Source organism: Kitasatospora sp. NPDC057936 (genome assembly GCF_042887525.1).
Lineage (GTDB): Bacteria > Actinomycetota > Actinomycetes > Streptomycetales > Streptomycetaceae > Kitasatospora.
This window is the reverse complement of the sequence record NZ_JBHVPD010000007.1, coordinates 113585-133921: the sequence shown is the minus strand read 5'-3', so window position 1 is coordinate 133921 and position 20337 is coordinate 113585. Positions and strand designations below refer to the sequence as shown.

General features: G+C 74.4%; 20 protein-coding genes. 7 read left to right on the top strand and 13 right to left on the bottom strand.

Annotated features, from left to right (window positions below):
* Positions 1-3: 3 nt before the first annotated feature.
* Positions 4-450 carry a hypothetical protein gene (locus ACFVU9_RS06360; protein ID WP_380442530.1) on the bottom strand — a complete coding sequence of 149 codons (447 nt, stop codon included), beginning with the start codon at positions 448-450 and terminating at the stop codon, positions 4-6.
* 105 nt (positions 451-555) lie between these two features.
* Between ACFVU9_RS06360 and ACFVU9_RS06355 the strand changes: the two genes are divergently transcribed.
* Entirely contained in the window at positions 556-1578 is a 1023-nt protein-coding gene (locus tag ACFVU9_RS06355) for an HD domain-containing protein (protein ID WP_387590551.1), read from the top strand.
* A 70-nt stretch (positions 1579-1648) separates the two neighbouring features.
* Here the strand turns inward: ACFVU9_RS06355 and ACFVU9_RS06350 are convergent, their stop codons facing one another.
* The gene (locus ACFVU9_RS06350; RefSeq protein WP_387590548.1) at positions 1649-2200 is read right to left on the bottom strand and encodes a hypothetical protein; all 552 of its coding nucleotides are present in this window, start codon (positions 2198-2200) and stop codon (positions 1649-1651) included.
* Positions 2201-2580: 380 nt separating this feature from the next.
* Between ACFVU9_RS06350 and ACFVU9_RS06345 the strand changes: the two genes are divergently transcribed.
* On the top strand, positions 2581-3765 hold the full coding sequence (locus ACFVU9_RS06345; RefSeq protein ID WP_387590545.1) for a S1 family peptidase: 1185 nt from the start codon (positions 2581-2583) through the stop codon (positions 3763-3765).
* Positions 3766-3843: 78 nt separating this feature from the next.
* On the opposite strand, the gene ACFVU9_RS06340 is transcribed toward ACFVU9_RS06345, so the two are convergent.
* On the bottom strand, positions 3844-4698 hold the full coding sequence (locus tag ACFVU9_RS06340; RefSeq protein WP_387590542.1) for an SDR family NAD(P)-dependent oxidoreductase: 855 nt from the start codon (positions 4696-4698) through the stop codon (positions 3844-3846).
* Between the two features lie 199 nt (positions 4699-4897).
* On the opposite strand from ACFVU9_RS06340, the gene ACFVU9_RS06335 reads away from it, so the two are divergent.
* Positions 4898-6640: a SpoIIE family protein phosphatase gene (locus tag ACFVU9_RS06335; RefSeq protein WP_387590539.1), complete on the top strand. Its 1743-nt coding sequence runs from the start codon at positions 4898-4900 to the stop codon at positions 6638-6640.
* A gap of 13 nt (positions 6641-6653) precedes the next feature.
* On the opposite strand, the gene ACFVU9_RS06330 is transcribed toward ACFVU9_RS06335, so the two are convergent.
* From ACFVU9_RS06330 to ACFVU9_RS06300, 7 genes are all read right to left on the bottom strand, one after another.
* Positions 6654-7847, bottom strand: coding sequence for a trans-sulfuration enzyme family protein (locus ACFVU9_RS06330; RefSeq protein WP_380490893.1), 1194 nt, complete (start codon positions 7845-7847; stop codon positions 6654-6656).
* 101 nt (positions 7848-7948) lie between these two features.
* Entirely contained in the window at positions 7949-8338 is a 390-nt protein-coding gene (locus ACFVU9_RS06325) for a hypothetical protein (protein ID WP_387590535.1), read from the bottom strand.
* 183 nt (positions 8339-8521) lie between these two features.
* The gene (locus ACFVU9_RS06320; protein WP_387590533.1) at positions 8522-9220 is read right to left on the bottom strand and encodes a zinc ribbon domain-containing protein; all 699 of its coding nucleotides are present in this window, start codon (positions 9218-9220) and stop codon (positions 8522-8524) included.
* 134 nt (positions 9221-9354) lie between these two features.
* On the bottom strand, positions 9355-9603 hold the full coding sequence (locus ACFVU9_RS06315; RefSeq protein WP_329931473.1) for a hypothetical protein: 249 nt from the start codon (positions 9601-9603) through the stop codon (positions 9355-9357).
* 136 nt (positions 9604-9739) lie between these two features.
* A complete protein-coding gene (lepB, locus tag ACFVU9_RS06310; RefSeq protein ID WP_387590529.1) occupies positions 9740-10609 on the bottom strand; it encodes a signal peptidase I in 870 nt (289 codons plus the stop codon).
* 67 nt (positions 10610-10676) lie between these two features.
* Positions 10677-11276, bottom strand: coding sequence for a helix-turn-helix domain-containing protein (locus tag ACFVU9_RS06305; protein WP_380445766.1), 600 nt, complete (start codon positions 11274-11276; stop codon positions 10677-10679).
* Between the two features lie 134 nt (positions 11277-11410).
* Entirely contained in the window at positions 11411-13006 is a 1596-nt protein-coding gene (locus ACFVU9_RS06300; RefSeq protein ID WP_387590526.1) for a MerC domain-containing protein, read from the bottom strand.
* 459 nt (positions 13007-13465) lie between these two features.
* On the opposite strand from ACFVU9_RS06300, the gene ACFVU9_RS06295 reads away from it, so the two are divergent.
* Positions 13466-14806, top strand: coding sequence for an NAD(P)/FAD-dependent oxidoreductase (locus tag ACFVU9_RS06295; RefSeq protein WP_387590523.1), 1341 nt, complete (start codon positions 13466-13468; stop codon positions 14804-14806).
* Between the two features lie 37 nt (positions 14807-14843).
* On the opposite strand, the gene ACFVU9_RS06290 is transcribed toward ACFVU9_RS06295, so the two are convergent.
* Positions 14844-15785 (bottom strand): RimK family alpha-L-glutamate ligase, encoded by a 942-nt coding sequence (locus ACFVU9_RS06290; protein ID WP_387590520.1) that lies wholly within the window; start codon positions 15783-15785, stop codon positions 14844-14846.
* A gap of 240 nt (positions 15786-16025) precedes the next feature.
* Between ACFVU9_RS06290 and ACFVU9_RS06285 the strand changes: the two genes are divergently transcribed.
* Complete coding sequence (locus ACFVU9_RS06285) at positions 16026-17627, top strand: ABC-F family ATP-binding cassette domain-containing protein (RefSeq protein ID WP_380445771.1); 1602 nt, start codon at positions 16026-16028, stop codon at positions 17625-17627.
* A 126-nt stretch (positions 17628-17753) separates the two neighbouring features.
* Here the strand turns inward: ACFVU9_RS06285 and ACFVU9_RS06280 are convergent, their stop codons facing one another.
* Positions 17754-18506, bottom strand: coding sequence for a class I SAM-dependent methyltransferase (locus ACFVU9_RS06280; RefSeq protein WP_387590516.1), 753 nt, complete (start codon positions 18504-18506; stop codon positions 17754-17756).
* A gap of 48 nt (positions 18507-18554) precedes the next feature.
* Positions 18555-18914 (bottom strand): hypothetical protein, encoded by a 360-nt coding sequence (locus tag ACFVU9_RS06275; RefSeq protein WP_387590513.1) that lies wholly within the window; start codon positions 18912-18914, stop codon positions 18555-18557.
* 41 nt (positions 18915-18955) lie between these two features.
* Between ACFVU9_RS06275 and ACFVU9_RS06270 the strand changes: the two genes are divergently transcribed.
* Complete coding sequence (locus tag ACFVU9_RS06270) at positions 18956-19504, top strand: hypothetical protein (RefSeq protein WP_387590510.1); 549 nt, start codon at positions 18956-18958, stop codon at positions 19502-19504.
* Positions 19501-20274: a class I SAM-dependent methyltransferase gene (locus tag ACFVU9_RS06265; protein ID WP_387590625.1), complete on the top strand. Its 774-nt coding sequence runs from the start codon at positions 19501-19503 to the stop codon at positions 20272-20274. The genes ACFVU9_RS06270 and ACFVU9_RS06265 overlap by 4 nt, the downstream gene beginning before the upstream one ends.
* Positions 20275-20337: the final 63 nt, after the last annotated feature.

Genomic DNA, 20337 nt, shown 5'->3' with positions numbered 1-20337 from the left:
CTCTCAGTCCGATTCCTCCTTCTGCAGGTGCAGGACGAGGAACAGCGCGAGGACCAGGTCGTCCGACAACGGTCCGTACCCGTCCGGCAGCTGCACCCAGCGCGGGCGCGCGCCGAGCCGGTCGTAGTCGAGCCTCATCGGACCCACCGCGCGCACGCGGTTTCCCATGTGGTCGGCTTCGAGGTCGTACGGGCCGATCCGGTGGAGCCGGTTGCCCATCCGGTCGTACTCGAGCGTCCAGCCCCCCGCGGTGCGCAGCCGGTTCCCCATCCGGTCGTACGTGAGCTCCACGTGCCCGACCCCCGCCAGCCGATTCCCGAGCCGGTCGTAGCGGAGCTCCCAGGCCCCGAGCGTCCGCGGCTTCGCCCCGAACCGCCGGTACCCGAGCTCCCGGTCCCCGATCGCCGTCAACAGACCGCCCATGCGGCTGTACACCAACTCCACCTGCATGCCGTTCCCCCCGAGACGCCCCACTGCAGACCCGACACGCTCCTCCGGGTCTTCTCCACCATTATGGAGTGGTGCGGGCGGGCGAGCGGTTCCTAGAGTTGCCCGATGCCTGCTCACATGGACCAGACCGCACCGGCCGCGCCGACCAACGTCGTGGGGGCGGGCCCGGTGTTTACCGATCCGCTCTGGCGGGTTCCCGTCGAACTCAGGCCCGTGGAAGTCGAGTTGCTTCGGAGCGAGCCGTTGCGGCGGCTGCACTTCGTCGTGCACGGCGGAGCCTCGACGATCAGTACGCTGCAGTCGTACTCCAGGCTTGAGCACACCCTCGGGGTACTCGCGCTGGTCGTGCGCTTCCGGCCCCGGGACGAGCTCCTGCGGGTCGCGGCGCTGCTGCACGACATCGGGCACCTGCCGTTGAGCCACACCTTCGAAGGCCTCGGCGGGCTCGATCACCATGCGATCGGCTCGCAACTGCTACGAGCCGAGCCGATCCGGGGTGTGCTGGAGAAGCACGGGGTCGATGCCGACGCCGTCGTCTCCCTGCTCGACGGGAAACCGCTCTCGCCGCTGACCGGGCGCTCGGGGCTGCTGAACCTCGACCACCTCGACTCCTACGCGCGCAGCGGTCGTGCCGCCGGGCGGCTCGACGTCGATCCGGCCGCGCTGCTGGGGCGGCTCGGGCTGGCGGACTCGGCGGTGTCGGCCGGCCGCGAGGACGCTGCCGCGCTCGTCGGGCTGGTCGCCGCGGAGGCGCGGCTCCACACCTCGTGGGACAACGTGGGGCCGGTCTCGGTGGTCCGGCGGCTGGCGGGCCGGCTGCTCGACGACACCGGGCTCGCCCCGGCGCGGGTCGCCCGGATGACGGATCACGAGTTCTGGTCCGCGCTCAACGCCTGCGCCGCCACCCGGACGGAGAGCGGCAGGAGCCGGTACGAGCCGCACCGGCTGAAGGTCACGATCGGGCACGCCCCCGACGACGGCACCGGGTGGGACTTCTCCCTGCGCAAGATCTACAGCTCCGCACCGCTGGTGGACGGCGAGCGGATCGAGACCGCCGCCCCCGAACTCGCGGACGAACTGGACGCCCTGCGCCTGCTGCCCACCGACTTCCACGTCCGGTGGAGCTGAGCGTCAGGAAGCCCCATAGCGCAGGAAGTCGGCCGGGCCGACTTCCTGCGCGGCAGGTATGGCCGCTCTCTCACGCCTGCCAGTGCGGCTTGCCGCTCACGATCCGGCAGGTGATCATCCGGCCGTTGGCGTCGTGGGTGCTCAGGCCGAGGTCGGCGTCGCGGCAGAACTGGCCGGCCGCGTAGCAGTTGCCCGCGTTGGAACGGATCTCGCAGCCGCCGCCACCGGCGGCCGCGGGCTGCTGGGGCTGCGGGTCGGTCGGCGGCTGGGCCGTCGTCACCTTGGGCTGCGGTTGCGGCTGCGGCGCCTTGGTCACCGGCGGCTTGCTCGCGGGAGCGGGAGCCGGAGCGGGCGCGGACACCGGTGCGTGCGTGGCGGGCGGGGCCGGCGGCTGTGCGGCGGTCGTCGTCGGTTCGGCCGCCGGCGTGGTCGCCGCGGGCGGAGCGGGAGGAGCCGAGGGTGCGGAAGTGGCGGGCGCGGCCGTCGGGGTGGGCGAGGTCGAGGCCTTGGCGCCGGCGTCCGCCGCCGAGGGGTCGCAACCCGTCAGCGCCAGGCCGACGGTGAGGACGAGTCCGGCGAAGGCCGCCAGACCCGCGCCCCGGCGGGCGCTGCTGCGGCCCACGCGTATCCGTGAAGGCATGAGGGGAGAACGCTCCGTTCCGATTCGGGTGAGGTGGGAGAGGTGAGCGAGTCAAGCAGAACTCCCTCACCGGCCGGGCACGGATCGCACACTCGTTGGCGGATCGAGACCTGCCGACTACCGAGCGTTGACCATCCCGGCCTCCCATCAGCCGCGCGCCCCTGAGCGCCTCGCGCATGCGCGCACGCCCCTCCACGCCTCCGCACCCCCCACGCGTCCGCCATTCGAACACCCCATCGCGCCCGAGCGGTGACGGCGCGGGGGTATAACGCCGGAGCACGGGGGGTTCCGGCATGTTCCTGAGGTCACGTCACGATCGCTACGGTCGCTCCAACCCCCACGCGAACCAAGGAGATTCCCCCATGCTCCGAATCCGTGCACTCGCCGCAGCCTGCGCGCTCGCCGCCCTCGCGCTCGCCGCCGCCCCCGCCTCCGGCGCCACCACCGGAACCGGCGCCGACGAACCGTCGATCGCCGCCGCCCTGGCCGCCCCCACCCGGCCGGTCGCCGCATCGCCCGCCCTCCTGCACGCGATGCAGCGCGACCTCGGCCTGTCCCCGCAGGCCGCGACCGACCGGCTCGCAGAGGAGGGCCGGGCCACCGCCGTCCAGTCGGCGCTGCGTCAGGCGCTCGGCGACCGCTGGGCGGGCGCCTGGGTCAGCGGGCCCGGCGCCACCCTCACCGTCGCCACCACCGACGCCTCCGCCGCCCGCGAGATCACCGCCCACGGCGGCACCGCCACCGTCGTCCGGCACAGCCTCGCCGCCCTCGACGGCGCGAAGAACGCGCTGGACCACGCCGTCGCCGCCACCACGCCCGAGGCCACGCCGCTCTGGTACGTGGACGTCACCGGGAACACCGTCGTCGTCCAGTCCACCGACACCGGCCGCACCGAGGCGTTCCTCCGGCAGGCGGGCGTCGACCGCGGCCTCGTCCGGGTCGAGCGCGCCGCCGAGGCCCCGCGGCCGCTGGCCGACCTGCACGGCGGTGACGCGTACTACATCGACGGCGCGGCCCGTTGCTCGATCGGCTTCCCGGTCACCTCGAACGGCCGGCCGGGCTTCGTCAGCGCCGGCCACTGCGGCCAGCCCGGTTCCAACGCGACGGCCTCCGAGGGCAGTTCGATCGGCACCTTCCAGGGCTCCACGTTCCCGGGCAACGACTACTCGTGGGTCCAGGCCGATTCGAGCTGGACGGCGCAGCCGCAGGTCAGCGACTACGCCGGCGGCGCGGTGACGGTCTCCGGCTCCACCGAGACCCCGATCGGCGGATCGATCTGCCGCTCCGGCTCCACCACCGGCTGGCACTGCGGGACCGTCCAGGAGTTCAACGCGACCGTCAACTACGCCGAGGGCACGGTCTACGGCCTGACCCGCACCGACGTGTGCGCCGAACCCGGCGACTCCGGCGGCTCGTTCATCTCGGGCAGCCAGGCGCAGGGCGTCACCTCCGGCGGCTCGGGCGACTGCACCTCCGGCGGCACCACCTACTTCCAGCCCGTCAACCCGATCCTGCAGACCTACGGCCTGACCCTGGCCACCGCCTGACCGTCCGTCCGTCTACCGGTGCGCCGCCCTCCCGCCGCAAGCGCGACGGGAGGGCGGCGGCACCGGTCGCGGCCGGGATCAGTCCGCGACCCAGCCGCCCGTCATCGTCTGCACCGCCGAGCCGTCGAGGTCCGCCAGCTTGGTGCCGGCGAACGCCCGCGCCGCCGCCGAGGTCTGGATCCGGAACGCCGGGCGCTCGGCCGTCAGCGCCTCGACGACCGGCGCGGCGGCCTCCTCCGGCGTCTGCGCCTGCCCGAATGCCTTGAGCGTGCGGTCGACGTACGCGCCGAGGGCCGGGGCGTACGGGCCGGCCGCGTCGAGCAGGGCGGGCACGTCGATGGCCTGGTTGCCGATGAACTCGCTGGCCACCGCGCCCGGTTCGACCACGCTGACGTGCACGCCGACGGAGGCGGCGGTCGGGGCCAGCGACTCCATGAAGCCCTCGACGGCGAACTTCGAGGCGCAGTACGCCTCGTTGAACGGCTGGCCGACGACGCCGCCCACGCTGGTCACGGTGACGACCCGGCCGCCGCTGGCGCGCAGGTGCGGCATGGCGGCCCGGGTGACCTCGACGACGCCGAAGTAGTTCACCTCCATCGTGAACCGGACCGGCTCCATCCCGTCCTGCTCGATCGTGCCGACCCGCCCGGCACCCGCGTTGTTGACGACGGCGTCGAGCCGGCCGTACCGGGCGACGACGGCGTCCAGGCAGGCCGCGACGGACGCCGGGTCGGTGACGTCCAGCCGCTCGACCTCGACGCGCCCCGCGACGCCGGCCTCCTCGGCGGCGGCGCGCAGCGCACCGGCGCGGCCGGTGTCGCGCATGGTGGCGACCACGTGGAACCCGGCCCGGGCGGCGGAGACGGCGGCGGCGAGGCCGATCCCGGACGAGGTGCCGGTGATGAGGACGATCGGGGCGGTGGTGGTGTTCATCGATACCTCTTGCATCTGCTGGTGCGCCGACGGGGACGGGCTCCACGACTGTGTGCGTGTGCACGCACTCTATCGTTGTGTGTGCGCACACGCAAATACGTGCACGAATACCATCGGGTCGGTCACAACCGCGCTTCCGCCCAGTCAAGGTTTCGCCCTCTTCCGGGCGTGCCGGGCCGCGGGGCGTGATCATGGGCGTATGCAGTTCCGGCACGGCCACCGAACCGAGGACCCCGCCCCGGGCGACCAAGGCCCGTCCGCCACGCCCGAGCGCCGGTCCGCGACGGCGGCAGCGGCGACGACGACGGGCCTCGCCGCGCGCTCCGGCCCGGTGACCGGGAGCGACGGGCCGGACCTCCACCGCGACGTCCTCGCCGCCGCCCCCGTCGCGGTCGCGCTGCTCGACGCCGACCTGCGCTGGGAGTACGCCAACCCCGCCTTCACCGCCGTCACCGGCCTGCACCCCGCCGACCTGCTCGGCCACCCCGCCCACGCCACCGCCTTCGCGGGCGCCACCGCCGCCCTGCGCCGCGTGCTGGCCGACGGCCGCGACCGCGAACAGGTCACCGGCGGCCCCGACGCCCCGGGCGCGCCCGTCCCGCCCGGCCTGCGCGTGCGCTACCGGCCGCTGGAGCGCGCCGGACGGACCGCCGGCGTCGTCGTGGTCGTCCTCGACGACCCCGGACCGGCCCGCGAGCAACTGCACGAGCTCGAACGGGCCCGCGCACGGCTCGCCCTCCTCGACGCCGCCGCCGAGCGCATCGGCACCACCCTCGACGTCGACACCACCTGCGCCGAGCTCGCCGCCTTCGCCGTCCCCCGGCTCGCCGAGTTCGTCACCGTCGACGTCCTGCCGCCCGAGGCGACCGCCGACCGAACCGGACGGGGCGGCACCCAGCGGTTGCACCGCGCCGCCGCCGAGTCCGTCCTGCGACTCCAGGCCGCGCTCGACGAACTGCCCCGGCCGGGCGAGTCCGTCCGCCACCGCGAGGGCTCCCCCGGCGCGCGCAGCCTCGCGGGCGGCGTCGCCGTGCTCACCGACGGAGCGGACGCCGCCGCCGGCCTCGCCTCACTGCTCCTGCTGCCGCTGACCGCCCGCGGCCACGTCGTCGGCCTGATCACCCTCGGCCGCACCGACGCCGTGCCCGCCTTCACCCCCGACGAGACCGAGCTGCTCGGGGACCTGGCCGGCCGCGCCGCCACGAGCATCGACAACGCCCGCCGCTACACCCGCTCGCAGGGCATCGCGCTCGAACTCCAGCGCGCCCTGCTCAGCGAGCCCGGCAACCCGCACCAGAACCTCGACCTCGCCTCCCGCTACCTGCCCTCCGGCACCACCTCGGTGGTCGGCGGCGACTGGTACGAGAGCGTCCGGCTGCCGTTCGGGCGCACGCTGCTGGTGATGGGCGACGTCATGGGCCACGGCGTGGAGGCGGCGGTGGACATGAGCCACTACCGCTCCACCCTGCGCGACGTGGCCGGGATGGACCTGCCGCCGCACCGCATCCTGCGCCAGCTCGACACCGTCATCTCCGCCAACGACTCCGCCCGCCCGGCGACCTGCCTCCTCGTGCTCGCCGACCCCAGCCGCGGCCGCTGGACGCTTTCCAGCGCGGGCCACCTGCCGCCCGCCCTCATCGCCCCGGGCCGCGCCACCGAGCTCCTGCGGATCCCCACCGGCCCGCCGCTCGGCACCGGACTCGGCGGCTACGAGCAGGCGACCCACCCGCTCAGCCCGGGCCAGACCCTCCTCCTCTACACGGACGGCCTGGTCGAGCGCCGCGGCGAGGACATCGACGTCTCGCTCGCGCGGCTCGCCGACCTCCGCCTGCCCGCCGCGGGCGAGCTGGACGACCTCCTCGACGCGCTCCTCCACTCGATCGCGCCGGCGGCGGCCGAGGACGACATCGCGCTCCTGGCCGCCCGGCCCCGGCCGCGCTGAGCCGACTGCCCCGCTAGAGCTTCGCGAGCGCCTGCTCCAGGTCCGCCCACAGGTCCTCGGGGTGCTCGATGCCCACCGCGACCCGGACCGTCCCCGCGCCGATCCCGGCCGCCGCCAACTCGGCGTCCGACAGCTGCCGGTGGGACGTGCTGGCCGGGTGCAGCACCAGCGTGTGCACGCCGCCGAGCGACGGCGCCAGCGAGGCCAGCCGGACGGACTCGGTGAACGCGCGGGCCGCCTCCCGCCCGCCCGCGAGGTCGAACGCGAGGACGCCGCCGTGCCCCTCGGGCAGCAGGCGCAGTGCCAGCCCGTGGTCGGGGTGCGCCGGCAGGCCCGGGTAGTGGACGGCGGTCACCGCCGGGTGCGCGGCGAGGCGGCCGGCCAGGTCGAGGGCGGTGTCGCAGTGGCGGCGGACCCGCAGCGCGAGGGTCTGCAGGCCGCGCAGGGTGAGCCAGGCGGCGAACGGGTCGGCGGTGGCGCCGAGTTCGAGCGCGTGGTGCCAGACCTTCTCGTGGAGCTCCCGGTCGGCGAAGACGGCGAGTCCGGCCAGGACGTCCGAGTGGCCGCCGAGGTACTTGGTGGCCGAGTGGATCACGATGTCCGCGCCGTGCTCGATCGGCCGGCACAGCAGCGGCGTCGCGAAGGTGTTGTCCACGACGGTGACGACCCCGGCCGCCTTCGCCGCGGCGATCAGGCCGGGCAGGTCGGTGACCCTCGTCGTCGGGTTGGAGATCGTCTCCAGGTGCAGCAGCCGCGTGTTGGGCCGCAGGGCGGCCGTCACCTCGGCCGGGTCGTCGCCCCCGACGTGGGTGACCTCGACGCCCCAGCGCTCGACGAGGTCGGCCAGCGTCGCGAACGTCCCGCCGTAGAGGCTGCGCTGGGCGATCACGTGGTCCCCGGAGCGCAGCAGGGCGAGCAGGACGGTGTTGATGGCGCCCATCCCGGAGGAGGTGGCGAGCGCGCCGGTGCCGCCCTCCAGGCCGGCGACGGCCTCCTCCAGCGAACGGACCGTCGGGTTGCCGTTGCGGTTGTAGACGAACCCGCCGTCGGGGCCGCTGAAGGCCGCCACGAGGGCGTCGCTGGAGTCGAAGGCGAACACGTGGCCCTGGTGGAGCGGCACGCCCATCGGGCGGCTGCCGTTCACCTCCACGACGGGCGGGTGGACGATCCGGCTCTCGGGGCGCAGCGTGCGGTCGAAGTCGCTCATGCCGCCATCCTGGGGCCGGACGACCGCGCCGCCCAGGGCCAATCGCGATCAATTGGCCCTGGGCGGCGGGGTGCCGGCGGGCTGTCGGCGCGGTGGGGCGCTCAGCGGCGCCGGCTGAAGATCCGCTTCACGAAGTAGATGATGCCGATGATCAGCAGCACGAAGAGCAGGATGATCAGGATCACCACGACCAGCAGGAACTTGCCGAGCTTGGCGAAGAACCCGGACTTCTTCTTCTGCTGGGACTGGGGCGCCGCGAGCCGAGCCGCCGACTGCGAGCGCTCGGCGACCGTCACGGTCGGCACGGCGTGCGCGTCCGCCGAACCGGCCGTGGACTGACCAGCCGTGGACTGACCGGCCGTGGACTGGGCGACCGCCACAGCGCGCGGTGCCGCCGCCGCGGGCGCGCCCGACGCCACGGCACCGAGGCCGAGGGCGGCCAGCAGCGCCACCAGGGCGCCGGCCATCGAACGTGCGATCCGCTGAGTCATCGTGCTCCTCGTACTTCGGCGCCCGGGTCCTGCCCGGGCGTCAACCAAGGAGAACGACGACGCATCCGGGCCCCGGGGTTCCCGTCCGGCGGCCGGAAATCGCGGACGTGCGCCCCGGAACGGAATCCGGAGCACACCCCTCCCCCGTCTTCCCCGCCCCCGTCTGCCCCGTCTGCCCCGGCGTCAGCGCCTGGTGCCGCAGGACGGGCAGAACGCCGAACCGTCCGGCACCTCCTTGTGGCAGCCCGCGCACTCGGACGGCTGCGCGAGCCGGTACCCGCAGCCCGGACAGAACGGCGTGCCGTGCGTCTCCGCCGAGCACTGCGGGCACACCAGCTGCCGTCGCGCGTTCACGTCGAACTCCGCACCGGACTGCTGGCCGACGCTGTAGGCGCGCTCGGACACCATGTCGTTGAGGCCGCGCCGCTGCGCCACCATGGCCTCGGCGGCGGTGTCCGGGGCGCAGTTGTGGCACAGGCCCTGGCCCGGGTCGAAGCAGCGGCCGCACACGTAGGTGGTGCAGCGGGCGCAGCGGTTGAAGTGCGTCTGGGCGTTGGTGATCGCGCGCTGGAACGCGGCGTCGCGCGCGCTGCCCCAGGTGTGCCCGGCCAGGCCGTCGGCGGCGTTGCTGATGGTGTTGGCGTTGCCGCCGATGAGGTTCCAGGCGGCGCTGACGCCCTTGCCGATCCACCCGGCGACCTGGCCGGTGGTGAACGCCTCGAACGGCGAGCGCCAGGTGTCGGAGCAGCGGTAGCAGGAGAATTCGAACTGGAAGCCCGCGCCGGTGCCGTACTGCTCGCACATGTCGCGGTAGTTGCTGCTGAAGTAGATCTCGGAACTCACGTCGTCCCCGGAGAGGTGGAGTGGCAGGTGGGTGGTCATCACGTCGACCGCGCCCGAAGCGACGTTCGCACGGACCGGGGCGGTTGCGCCAGGTCCCGCAGGCCGGTTGCAGCACGACCAGGGCCGAACCGTGACATTCGCCGGCCCCGGGATACCTCCTGCTCAGGCCGCGGTCACAGCCCCGCCGCCGGGAGTAGCACCACGCGCGACGGGTCGAACCGCTCCCAGCCCGCCGGGCGGCCGCTGCGGGTGACCCGCAGGCGGCACCAGCGCTCGCCGCCCGCGTCCTGCCACCAGCCGCTGATCCGGCCGAGCCGCCAGGAGCCGTCCGGGAGGTGCACCTCGACCGGCTGGTACACCCACTGGACGTCCGGCCCGTCCGGCTCCCCGCCGTCCGCAGGACTGCGCCGACTCTCCACCACGGTTCCGCCTCCCGGCCCGGACGTGGCCGGCGGCCTCCCGGGTCGGGCGGCCACGCGACCAGGCGTGCAGCTCACCCGTCGAACTCTACAGGCGTGTAGAGCAGCGCGGGCGGGGTTCCGCAGACCCGGGCAGGCCTCAGCGACGCGCCCGGCGCCGGCGCCGCCACAGCGTCAGCGGCACGGCGGCGACCAGTGCCGCCGCGCCGGGGGCGGACGGCGCCTCCAGCGGCGACCGCGGGGCGGCCGGCGCGGCGAGGCCCTTCTGGTCGAAGGTGTCGGGCACCGGCAGGGTGCTCCAGTGCGAGACGGGCCAGGCGACGACGAAGGCCCGGCCGACGACGTCGTCCACCGGCACGAAGCCGTCGCCGGTCTCGTTGTGGTGCGGCCGGGAGTCGCGCGAGTTGTTCCGGTGGTCGCCCATCACCCACAGGTGGTCCTTGGGGACGGTCACGGTGCCGACCGGGTCGTTGTCGCAGGGCGCGGAGCCGGGGAAGATGTACGGCTCGTCCAGCGCGACGCCGTTGACCTTCACCGGGCCGCCCTTCTTGCACTCGACGGTGTCCCCGCCGACCGCGATCACCCGCTTGATCAGGTCCTTCTCGTCGGCCGAGGGCATCAGGCCGACGGTGCTCAGGACCTTCTGGACGGTGCCCATCACGGAGTCGCCGGACTGCTTCGGCGGGCCCTCCAGCCAGCCGCCCGGATCGCGGAACACGACGACCTCGCCGCGTTCGGGCTTCGCCCCGAACCAGGGGGTGAACTTGTCGACGAGCACGCGGTCGCCGATGTCGAGGGTCTGCTCCATCGAGCCGGACGGGATCGAGAAGGCCTGGACGAAGAAGGTCTTGATGCCGAGCGAGAGCAGCAGGGCGATCACCAGGAGGATCGGCAGCTCCTGCCAGAAGGGCCGCTTCTTGCGCTCCTTGCGCCGCCTCCCGCCCCCGCTCCCGGCCCGCTCTCCGGCTCCGCCGCTGTCCCCGGTCTCCGTGCTCTGCTGGACACTCATCTCCTCGGCCCCTCCCGATGGCCTGCGGGAGTCCGGAACGGAAAGCCCCCGCTGTCAGGAAACGAACCTACCGAACAGAGGTTCCCGGGCGCGCCCTGACGTGGATGCGCTCGCCCTGCGGCCCGAACAGGCTGAGGAACTCCACGGGCTGCGGGCCGGCGTTGCCGAAGGCGTGCGGGGTGCGGGTGTCGAACTCCGCGGCCTCCCCGGCACCGAGCTCGATGTCGTGCGGACCGAGCAGCAGCCGCAGCCGGCCGGAGAGCACGTACAGCCACTCGTAGCCCTCGTGCACCTTCAACTCCGGCCCGGGCCCGGTGCCGTGCCCCGGCGGCATGATGTGCTTGTAGGCGTGCAGCCCGCCCAGGTGGCGGGTGAGCGGCACGATGGTCTGCCCGTTCCTGGTCACCGGCCGCGGGTGGATCCGCGGGTCGCCGGTGGCCGGCGCGCCGACCAGTTCGTCCAGCGGCACCCGGTACTCGCGCGCCAGCGGCAGCAGCAGTTCCAGCGTCGGCTTGCGCTGGCCCGACTCCAGCCGGGACAGCGTGCTGAGCGAGATGCCGGTGGCCGCCGCCAGCTTGGCCAGCGTCGTCCCCCGCTCCCGCCGCAACGCCCGCAGCCGGGGGCCCACCGTGTTCAGGACGTTCTCGAGATCCGCGTCGTCGGCCATACCCGCCATTCGCCGCCACGGCAACCCGGTTTGTCAAACCGGCACAGCGGGGACGGCGGCGGAATCCTTCCTCCGCGCCCACGCCGAGGAGCCCGGTGACGGACGGAGCGTCACCGGGCCCTCGTCCGGACGTGTCAGCGGTACTCGCGCAGGCGGGGGCGGACACCGACGGCGACCAGGACGAGCGCCGCCGCCAGGACGACCGCGGCCAGGGTCGCGGTGGTGCCGTCGAGGGCGTCGTCGGTGTCGGCGACGGCCGCGTCCATGGCGCGGGAGTTGACGTCGATGGTGTCGCCCATGGCCTTGCTCAGCTGGTCGAACTCGTAGTTGGACTGGCCCTTCGAGAGGCCGGTGTTGAGCGTCACCGCGTCCTTCAGCTGGCCGGCGTCGTGCAGGACGCGGATCTTGTGGTCCACCTGCTGGTAGGACCGGAAGGCCGCCAGCACCCGCTCGGCCGCGTCCCGCTCGCCGGGGAAGGTGATGTTGTTGAGCTCCGTCCCGAGGTAGCCCCCGAACGGCACCGAGCGGTCGGCCAGGTGCTTGGCGGCGGCGGTCTCCAGCCGGCCGTCGTAGTCGGTGACGGTCGCGCCGTCGAGACGGACGACCGCCTGGCTCTTCTCCAGGTAGGTCCGCTGGTACGTGGCCGCGAGCACCGGGTCGGCGAGGTAGCGGCTCTCGTCGGCGTTCATGTCGTAGGCGACGGCGCGGGCCCGGCTGAGCGCGATCACCGAGTCGTAGGCGTTGCTCTTGGCCGTCACCAGGTTGCCGTCCGCCGTGGAGACGAGGTGCAGGCCGGCCGCGAGCACGACGGCGGTCACCAGGGTGACGGCCGCCAGCGCCGGGTTGACGACGCGGTGGTAGCGCACGGCCAGCGTCCGCTGGAGCGCGAACAGCGCGACGAGCGCGAACAGGCCGACGGCGGCCAGCTCCCACCAGCCGCCGTCCAGGTCGGAGCGCTGCTGCGCGTAGACGTGGTCGACGACCGCCTCGTTGGCGGCGGTGACCTGGTCGGCGGCCGGGAGCAGCTGCTGCCGCAGCAGGTCGGTGGCCTGCCGGTAGGCCGTGAGGGCCTCCTCGGAGGGCTTGCCGGCCGGGGCCTTGGCCTGGTCCTCCAGCAGCTGGGCGCGGGCCACCAGGGCCTCGTAGCTGCCGAGTTCGCCGAGGACGCGCTGGACCGCGCGCTGCGAGGCCGAGTCGTCGGCGGCGGCCTGGGCGGCCTGCTGGAGGTCGTCGTCGGCCTGGGCGCGACGCTGCTCGTAGGTGTCGAGGGTGGTCCGGTGCAGCGCCGTGTAGTCCGGGTCGGCGCCAATCAGCAGCAGGTTGGCGGCCTGGGCGTCCATGTCGCTGAGCGCGAAGTAGAGGTCGGCGGCGCGGGCCGCCTGCGGGGCGGCGCCGTGGCCGATGGTGTCGGTGCCGTCACGGGCGCCGCCGAGGACGCCGGTGGCGGTGGCGCCGAGGCCGAGCAGGGCGGCGAGGCTCAGCGCGGTGAGGCCGCGGACGAGGCGCGGGGTGGTCCAGTAGGCCCGGCCGCCCATCCGGCGGGCGCCCTGGCGGAGTCGGTGGCCGAGGCCGGTCGGGAGGTGGTGCGGGACGCGGGGGGCGGCGGGCTTCGGCGGCGCGGCCGCTGGGCTCCCCTCCCCGGGGTCGGAGCCCGCCGCGGAGCCCGCCGGGGCGCCCGCTGAGGCGGCCTCCTTGGATGTGGCCGTTCTGCCCTTAGCCGCCGTCGTCATGACCGTACGTCCTCTTCCCCGTTGTACGGTCCGCGGGACCTCCCCTTCGGGGCCCGCGCGGAACCGTTTCCTCTCCGCCGAGCGACGCTGTTTCCGCGCCGTCGACGATGAGACTCCTCCCGACGCCTCCTTGGCACCGCCGGACGCCGATCTTGACGAACTCTTAGCGCCGTCGGCCCTTGGGTGCAGGCGACGTCTGCGATCCGGCGGTGTCCCGGCCAGGCGGAGCGCCCGTCCGTCGGAGCCGGCCGCAGGAACGAGCGGGGCAGCTGCACGAACGAGCGGGGGCAGCCGCACGAACCGCACGAGCCCCGTGCCTGCACGATCGTTTCCCCGTGGCGGTTCGCCCCGGGGGCACTCGGCGGCGACCCGGCGCGCGCGTCAACAGGCGCCCCAGCAGCGCCCGTTCACACCACCGATCCGTTACGCGCGCACCATCGCCCAACTACGCTACGTCGCATGACTTCTTCGGAGACGGCCCCCGGGCGGGGCACGGCGGTGGTGATCGGCGGTGGACTCGCCGGAACGGTGGCGGCCTGGGCGCTGCGCGGCTACGCCGAGCGGATCGTGGTGGTGGAGCGGGACCACTACCCGGCGGAGCCGCAGTTCCGCGCGGGTGTCCCGCAGGGACGGCACGCGCACCTGGTGCTGGAGGCCGGACACCGGGCACTGGAGGAGATGATGCCCGGCATCAAACAGGAGTTGACGGACGCGGGCGCCACCCGGGTCGCCGCTTCGGGTGATCTGCGCTGGCTCAGCTCGGCCGGCTGGATGGCCGACTACCCGGCGCAGGTGGCCTTCCTGTCCTGCACCCGGCCGGTGATGGACAAGCTGATCCTGGACCGCGTCCGCGCCGCCCCGTCGATCGAGTTCCTGGAGGGCACCGACGTGGTCGGGCTGCTCGGCTCGGCGCACGCGGTGACCGGCGTCAAGGTCCGCGAGCGCGGCCCCGAGCGCGGCGAGGTCCAGGAGATCCCGGCCGAGATGGTCGTCGACGCGACCGGCCGCTCCACCGGGGTCGCGGGCTGGCTGGCGGAGCTCGGCTGCGCGCCGGTGCCCGAGGAGCGGGTGGACGCCGGTGTCACGTACACCTCGCGGCTCTTCCACCGCCCGGCCGGCGCCGGCGACCTCGGCTGCAAGGCGATCTACCTGCAGACCAAGGCCCCGGACGCGCCCCGCCTCGGCGTCCTGCTCCCGGTCGAGGGGGACCGCTGGATCGTCAGCCTGGCCGGCATGCGCGGCGCCGAGCCCGAGCCGGGCGAGGCCGGGTTCGACGGTCAGCTGGCCCGGCTCCGCGACCCGGCCATCCGCGACGCGCTGCGCGAGGCCGAACCCGCCGGCGAGGTCCGCGGCTTCGTCCCCGGCCCGGGCGTGCGCCGCCACTACGAGCGCCGCTCGCCGGAGGGCCTCGTCGCGATCGGCGACGCCCTCTGCACGTTCAACCCGGTGTACGGGCAGGGCATCACGGTCTCGCTGCTGAGCGCCCGAGAGCTGCGCCGCGCGGTGCTGCGGCACGGCGGCATCGGCCACGCCGCCGCGCGCGACGCCAGGCGCGGAGTGGCGGCGGCGTCGAAGAACGCCTGGGTGATGTCCTGCACCGAGGACGTCCGCTTCGCCGCGACCACCGGCGGGCCGTCCGGGGCCATGATGAAGGTGCAGCACGCCTTCCTGGACAAGGTCCTGGCCGCCGCGACCCGCAACACCGCGGTCACGGCGGCCTTCCACGAGGTGATGTCCCTGGTCTCGCCGCCGACCGTGCTGTTCCGCCCGGCGCTCCTCGGCGCGATCCTGCGCGGCTGACTCCGGAGTCCCCTTCGGAGCCGGCTCCGGAGGGGACTCAGCCTTCCAGGTGGGCCGCGACGTACGGGACGGCGACCTGGTCGACCCCCCGGTTCCGCCCGAAGGCCGGGTGGACGTTGACCTCGAAGACCACACCGCCGCTCTCGGCGGCGAGGTCGACGCCCGCGAACGGGAGGCCGAGGGACTTCGTCGCCGAGACCGCCAGATCGGCGATTCCCGGCGGGAGTTCGTCGACCTCCAGGAGCGTGGAGACGGCGCCCTGGACCTCGTTGCACGGCGCGTCCGGGTCGGCCTGGACGTGCTCCGTCGCACGCAGGACCCGGCCGCCGAGGACGACCACCCGGTACTGGTGGCGCTGCCCGTCGGCGGTGAAGTTCCGGGCGTCCCCGGCGATCAGCCAGTCCGCCCCGAGGGCCGCGTAGTGCCGTGCGGCGGCGTCGAGTTGGGCGCGGGTGGTGACATGGAAGACGTCGTCGCCACCCATGCCCACGCACGGCCTGGCCCAGACGTCGCCGCGGGGGCTCCCCCCCCCCGGGCCCCCGGCCGCCGGGCTCGGCCGGGACAGCGCGATCGTCGGCATGTGCGGCACGCCGTCGCGGGTGAAGCAGGCCACCGTGACGTCCTTCTCGGTGGCCGCGCGCCAGGCCGCGGCGTCGGTGCCGAGCGAACGGACGCCGTGGACGCGCAGCAACCGCTGGCAGTGCGCGAACGCAGGGCGCCGGTGCGGCGGGATCTCGTAGACGACCACCGTGTCCGTGGTCACGGCGCGACCGTCCGCCTCCAGCCGAACGAGGCCGTTGCCGCCGGCCTCGATGCGGCCGGTGCCGCCGAGCCCGTCGGCGTCGTCCGTCATGAAGTGCCGCGCGTCCACCAGGACGGGTTCCCGGCCGGTCAGCCTCCGGACGGCGGTGGCCATCGCGTCCCGGGTGCCCTCGGTCGAGCCGTGGTCGGTCAGAAGAACGAATTCTCGTCGGCTCATGCCGTCATGGAAGCGATGCGGGCGCGCACGGGACAAGGAGGCCTTGTGCGCCATTCACGCGTCGCGGTGGCCGAAATCGCATCCGCCGTGAGCCCGCTCCGGCCCGCCGCCGTTAATCCGGATGCGGGCCCCCGCCCGCCCGGGTACCCTCGGCCCCATGTCCACGCCCCGAATTTCCTAGCTGACGGACCCGCCTCCACGCCACCCGTGTGTCCGTTCGCTGTTTCGGAGCGTTATCCCATGATCACCACCCGTGGTGTCGACGTGCGCGTCGGCGCCCGTCTCCTCCTGTCCGACGTCAGCCTGCACATCGCCCCCGGCGACCGGATCGGCCTGGTCGGCCGCAACGGCGCCGGCAAGACGACCCTGCTCGCCACGCTCGCCGGCGAGCTGGCCCCCGCCGCCGGCACCGTCACCCGCACCGGCGCGGTCGGCTACCTCCCGCAGGACTCCCGCGCCGCCGACCCCGCCGTCACCGTCACCGACCGCATCCTGTCCGCCCGCGGCCTCGACGCCGCCGTCCGCGCCCTGCGCACCGCCGAGGAGGCGATGACGCTGGCCGAAGGACCGGCCGCCGAGCGGCGGGCGATGGACGCCTACGTGCGGGCCGAGGCCGCGTTCCAGTCGCGCGGCGGCTACGCGGCCGAGGCCGAGGCCGCCCGGGTCGCGGCCGGGCTCGGGCTGCCCACCCGCGTCATGTCCGGCCCGGTCGGCGCGCTGTCCGGCGGCCAGCGGCGCCGGGTCGAACTGGCCCGGATCCTGTTCGCCGACCACGGCACCCTGCTGCTCGACGAGCCCACCAACCACCTGGACGCCGACTCCGTCACCTGGCTGCGCGGCTTCCTGGCCGGCCACCCCGGCGGGCTCGTGCTGATCAGCCACGACATCGGCCTGGTCGCCGACACCGTCAACCGGGTCTTCCACGTCGACCCGCAGCGCGCCACGATCGACGTCCACAACACCGGCTGGCGGGCCTACCTCACCCAGCGCGAGGCCGACGAGCGCCGGCGCGCCCGCGAGCGGGCCAACGCCGAGCGCAAGGCCGCCTCGCTCAACGCCCAGGCCGACAAGATGCGGGCCAACGTCGCCACCGCGACCGCCGCCCGCAACATGGCCCGCCGCGCCGACCGGATGCTCGCCGACCTGGAGCCCGTCCGCCAGGCCGAGCGCGTCGCCCGGATCCGGCTGCCCGAGCCCGAACCGTGCGGCCGCATGCCGCTCGGCGCGGTCAGCCTCGCCAAGGCCTACGGCGGCCGGCCCGTCCTCGGCGGACTGGACCTCGCCGTCGACCGCGGCTCCCGGCTGGTCATCCTCGGCCTCAACGGCGCCGGCAAGACGACCCTGCTGCGGATCCTGGCCGGCCACGTGACCCCGGACTCGGGCCGCGTCGTGCCCGGCCCCGGCCTGCGGCTCGGCTACTTCGCCCAGGAACACGACACCCTCGACCCGGCGCTCACCGTCCGGGACAACCTCGCCCTGGCCGCCCCCGCCCTCACCGACGGCGAACTGCGGCGCGTGCTCGGCGCGTTCCTGTTCAGCGGCGACGACGCCGACAAGCCCGCCGGCGTCCTGTCCGGCGGCGAGAAGACCCGCCTGGCGCTGGCCGGACTCGTCCACTCCGGCGCCAACGTGCTCCTCCTCGACGAGCCCACCAACAACCTCGACCCGGCCTCGCGGGCCGAGGTCCTGGGCGCCGTCGGCACGTACCCGGGCGCGATCGTGATGGTCACCCACGACCCGGGCGCCATCGAGGCCCTCCGCCCGGACCGCGTCCTCCTCCTCCCGGACGGCGACGAGGACCTGTGGAGCGACTCGTACCTGGACCTCGTCGGCCTCTCGTGACGCCGGCGCCCGGCGGCCCCGGTCCCACGACGGACCGGGGGCGCCGGGCTCGGGGTCACTCGGGCTCGGAGTCACTCGGGCTCGGGCCTTGCGGGTTCGGGCCCTGCCGGCTCAGGCCTTCCGGGCTCAGGCCTTCCGGGCCTCGATGAGGAAGCGGGCCGAGTGCGCGACGAACGGTCCGTCCGCACGGATCAGCGCGTCCAGTTCGCGCAGGCGCTCGTGGCACGCCTCGACGGTGAAGCCCGGGACCATCCAGATCACCTTCCGCAGGAAGTACACCACCGCGCCGACGTCGAAGAACTCCATCCGCAGCCGCTCCGAGCGCAGGTCCACGACCTCCAGCCCGGCGGCCCGCGCGGCGGCGCTCTCGTCCTCGGGGCGGCGGCTCCTGCGCGCCTCGGGCTGCGGGCCGATGAAGTACTCGACCAGCTCGAAACCGGAGGCCGGGCCGACGTGCTGCGCGAGGTAGGTGCCGCCGGGCCGCAGCACCCGGGCGATCTCCGCCCAGTGCGCCTTCACCGGGTGCCGGCTGCTGACCAGGTCGAACGCCCCGTCCGCGAACGGCAGCGGCGGCTCGTCCGGGTCGGACACGACGACGGCGCCGAGCGGGTGCAGCAGCTTCGTCGCCCGCGCCACGTTCGGCGGCCACGACTCGGTGGCCACCATCACCGGCGGGAAGTTCCCCGCCCCGGCCAGCACCTCACCGCCGCCCGTCTGGACGTCGAGCGCCGCGTCGACCCGCGCCAGCCGCTCGCCCAGCAAGCGCTGGTAACCCCAGGACGGCCGCTCCTCGGTGGCCCGCCCGTCGAGCCAGGAGAAGTCCCAGCCGTCCACGGACACCGCTGCGGCCTCACCGATCAGTTCCTCGAAGGTGCGCATGCCCGTATCCTCGCCCGCACGCCTCCGCCGGGCCAGCCGGTCGCGCCGTCAGGCCCCCGCCGCCGCGCTGATCCTGCTCACGAACCCCGGCACGATCCGCAACCCGCCCGCCGCGATCAGCCCGGACACGTCCTGCGCCCCGCCGGCGTCCGCCTCGAACGCGACCACGACCGCCGGCACCTCACCGCAGCACCGCTCGACCAGCCGCAGCTCCTCCGGCGTCGGTGCGCGGAACACCGGATCGTGGAAGTCCGCCGGGCACGCGACGTAGAGGGGATCGTCGAACACCAGCTCCAGCCCGTGGTGGTAGCCCAGGTCGTACCCGGCCGCCAGCCGCAACCGCCCAGGTTGCCAGGAAAACACGTCCCAGTCCCACCAGGACCCCTCCGGCAACTCGATCGTGTCCAAAACCGCTGTCCTCCGCCCCTCGACCGGGAGAGGATGATCCCATGTCGAACCAGCAGCCCGAAGAACCTCCGTACGGCCACTGCGTGGTGGCCAACGTGGCCGGGCAAACCACCCACGGCAGGGGCGGGCTGGACCTCCGGCGCGGCCTGAAGCACTTCGCGCCCGGTGCCAAGCTGTGGATCGCCCCGCCGCGCTGGGACCTCGGCGGCGGCCAGGTCGTGGTCGCCGGGCGGCACCGGGACAACAGCCGGCGGTACGTCACGCTCGTCACCGACATGCGCCACCTGGAGAACTTCCGGTCCCAGGAGGTCTTCAGCCCCGCCCTGCTGCGCGCCCTGACCCGACAGGGCCCCGGCGAGCCCCGTGGTCTGTGGACCGCCGAGCGGGCCGAGGAGTTCGCGACCCACCACAACGTCCCGCGCCTGGAGGTCCGCCTCGACGGCCACTACACGGCAGCGTTGGCCACCGTCCCGGAACCGCCGCCGATGGAGCTGGAGCACGACGGCAGGACGTACTACCTCGCCCACCTCAACGCCAACAGCGCCCGGTACTCGAGCCTGCCTCCGCCCGAGGAGCCCGCATGTCGATGAGCCGATCCCCCACCGGCCGGTTCTACGACGAGTTCGCGGCGGGCTACCACCTCCTCTACCCGGACTGGGAGGCCTCCGTCGCCCGGCAGGGCGCCGCCCTGGACGGCCTCGTCCGCGACCGGCTCGGCGACCGCCCGGCCACCGTGCTCGACTGTGCCTGCGGCATCGGGACCCAGGCGATCGGGCTCACCGCCCTCGGCCATCACGTCACCGGGACCGACCTCAGCCCGGCCGCCGCCGCACGCGCCACCCGTGAGGCCGCCGGCCGCGGTCTCCGGCTGCCCGTCGCCGCTGCCGACATGCGCCGGCTCCCGTTCCCCGACGCCACGTTCGACGTCGTCGTGTGCGCCGACAACGCGCTCCCGCACCTCCTCACCGCCGACGACGTCCGCGCCGCCCTCACCGACATGCGCCGCACCCTCCGCAGCGGCGGCCTGCTCCTCCTCACCACCCGTCCCTACGACGACCTGCGCCGCGGGCGCCCGACGTCCACCCCGCCCCAGACCGCCGAACGCGACGGCCACCGGTCCGTCATCTTCCAGCTCTGGCACTGGCACGAGGACGGCGAGCGCTACGACCTCGAACTCTTCCGGATGGCCCCGGACGCCACCGGCGAGTGGCGCACCGACGTGCACCGCTCCACCTACTGGGCGCTCACCCAGGCCCAGTTGACCGCCTTCGCCACCGAGGTGGGCTTCACCGACCCGACCTGGGCCCCACCGGAGGAGACCGGCTTCTTCCAGCCGGTGCTCATCGCCCGCGTGCCCTGACCTGAGCCGGCGGCCCGCCCGCCCATAGGTTCGTGCCGTTGCGCTGCCCCCACCGTGGGGCCT

Coding starts and splice junctions, on each gene's coding strand:
- ACFVU9_RS06360 (WP_380442530.1), bottom strand. CDS start 450: ATGCAGGTGGAGTTGGTGTACAGCCGCATGGGCGGTCTGTTGACGGCG.
- ACFVU9_RS06355 (WP_387590551.1), top strand. CDS start 556: ATGCCTGCTCACATGGACCAGACCGCACCGGCCGCGCCGACCAACGTC.
- ACFVU9_RS06345 (WP_387590545.1), top strand. CDS start 2,581: ATGCTCCGAATCCGTGCACTCGCCGCAGCCTGCGCGCTCGCCGCCCTC.
- ACFVU9_RS06340 (WP_387590542.1), bottom strand. CDS start 4,698: ATGAACACCACCACCGCCCCGATCGTCCTCATCACCGGCACCTCGTCC.
- ACFVU9_RS06335 (WP_387590539.1), top strand. CDS start 4,898: ATGCAGTTCCGGCACGGCCACCGAACCGAGGACCCCGCCCCGGGCGAC.
- ACFVU9_RS06330 (WP_380490893.1), bottom strand. CDS start 7,847: ATGAGCGACTTCGACCGCACGCTGCGCCCCGAGAGCCGGATCGTCCAC.
- ACFVU9_RS06325 (WP_387590535.1), bottom strand. CDS start 8,338: ATGACTCAGCGGATCGCACGTTCGATGGCCGGCGCCCTGGTGGCGCTG.
- ACFVU9_RS06320 (WP_387590533.1), bottom strand. CDS start 9,220: ATGACCACCCACCTGCCACTCCACCTCTCCGGGGACGACGTGAGTTCC.
- lepB (WP_387590529.1), bottom strand. CDS start 10,609: ATGAGTGTCCAGCAGAGCACGGAGACCGGGGACAGCGGCGGAGCCGGA.
- ACFVU9_RS06305 (WP_380445766.1), bottom strand. CDS start 11,276: ATGGCCGACGACGCGGATCTCGAGAACGTCCTGAACACGGTGGGCCCC.
- ACFVU9_RS06300 (WP_387590526.1), bottom strand. CDS start 13,006: ATGACGACGGCGGCTAAGGGCAGAACGGCCACATCCAAGGAGGCCGCC.
- ACFVU9_RS06295 (WP_387590523.1), top strand. CDS start 13,466: ATGACTTCTTCGGAGACGGCCCCCGGGCGGGGCACGGCGGTGGTGATC.
- ACFVU9_RS06290 (WP_387590520.1), bottom strand. CDS start 15,785: ATGAGCCGACGAGAATTCGTTCTTCTGACCGACCACGGCTCGACCGAG.
- ACFVU9_RS06285 (WP_380445771.1), top strand. CDS start 16,026: ATGATCACCACCCGTGGTGTCGACGTGCGCGTCGGCGCCCGTCTCCTC.
- ACFVU9_RS06280 (WP_387590516.1), bottom strand. CDS start 18,506: ATGCGCACCTTCGAGGAACTGATCGGTGAGGCCGCAGCGGTGTCCGTG.
- ACFVU9_RS06270 (WP_387590510.1), top strand. CDS start 18,956: ATGTCGAACCAGCAGCCCGAAGAACCTCCGTACGGCCACTGCGTGGTG.
- ACFVU9_RS06265 (WP_387590625.1), top strand. CDS start 19,501: ATGAGCCGATCCCCCACCGGCCGGTTCTACGACGAGTTCGCGGCGGGC.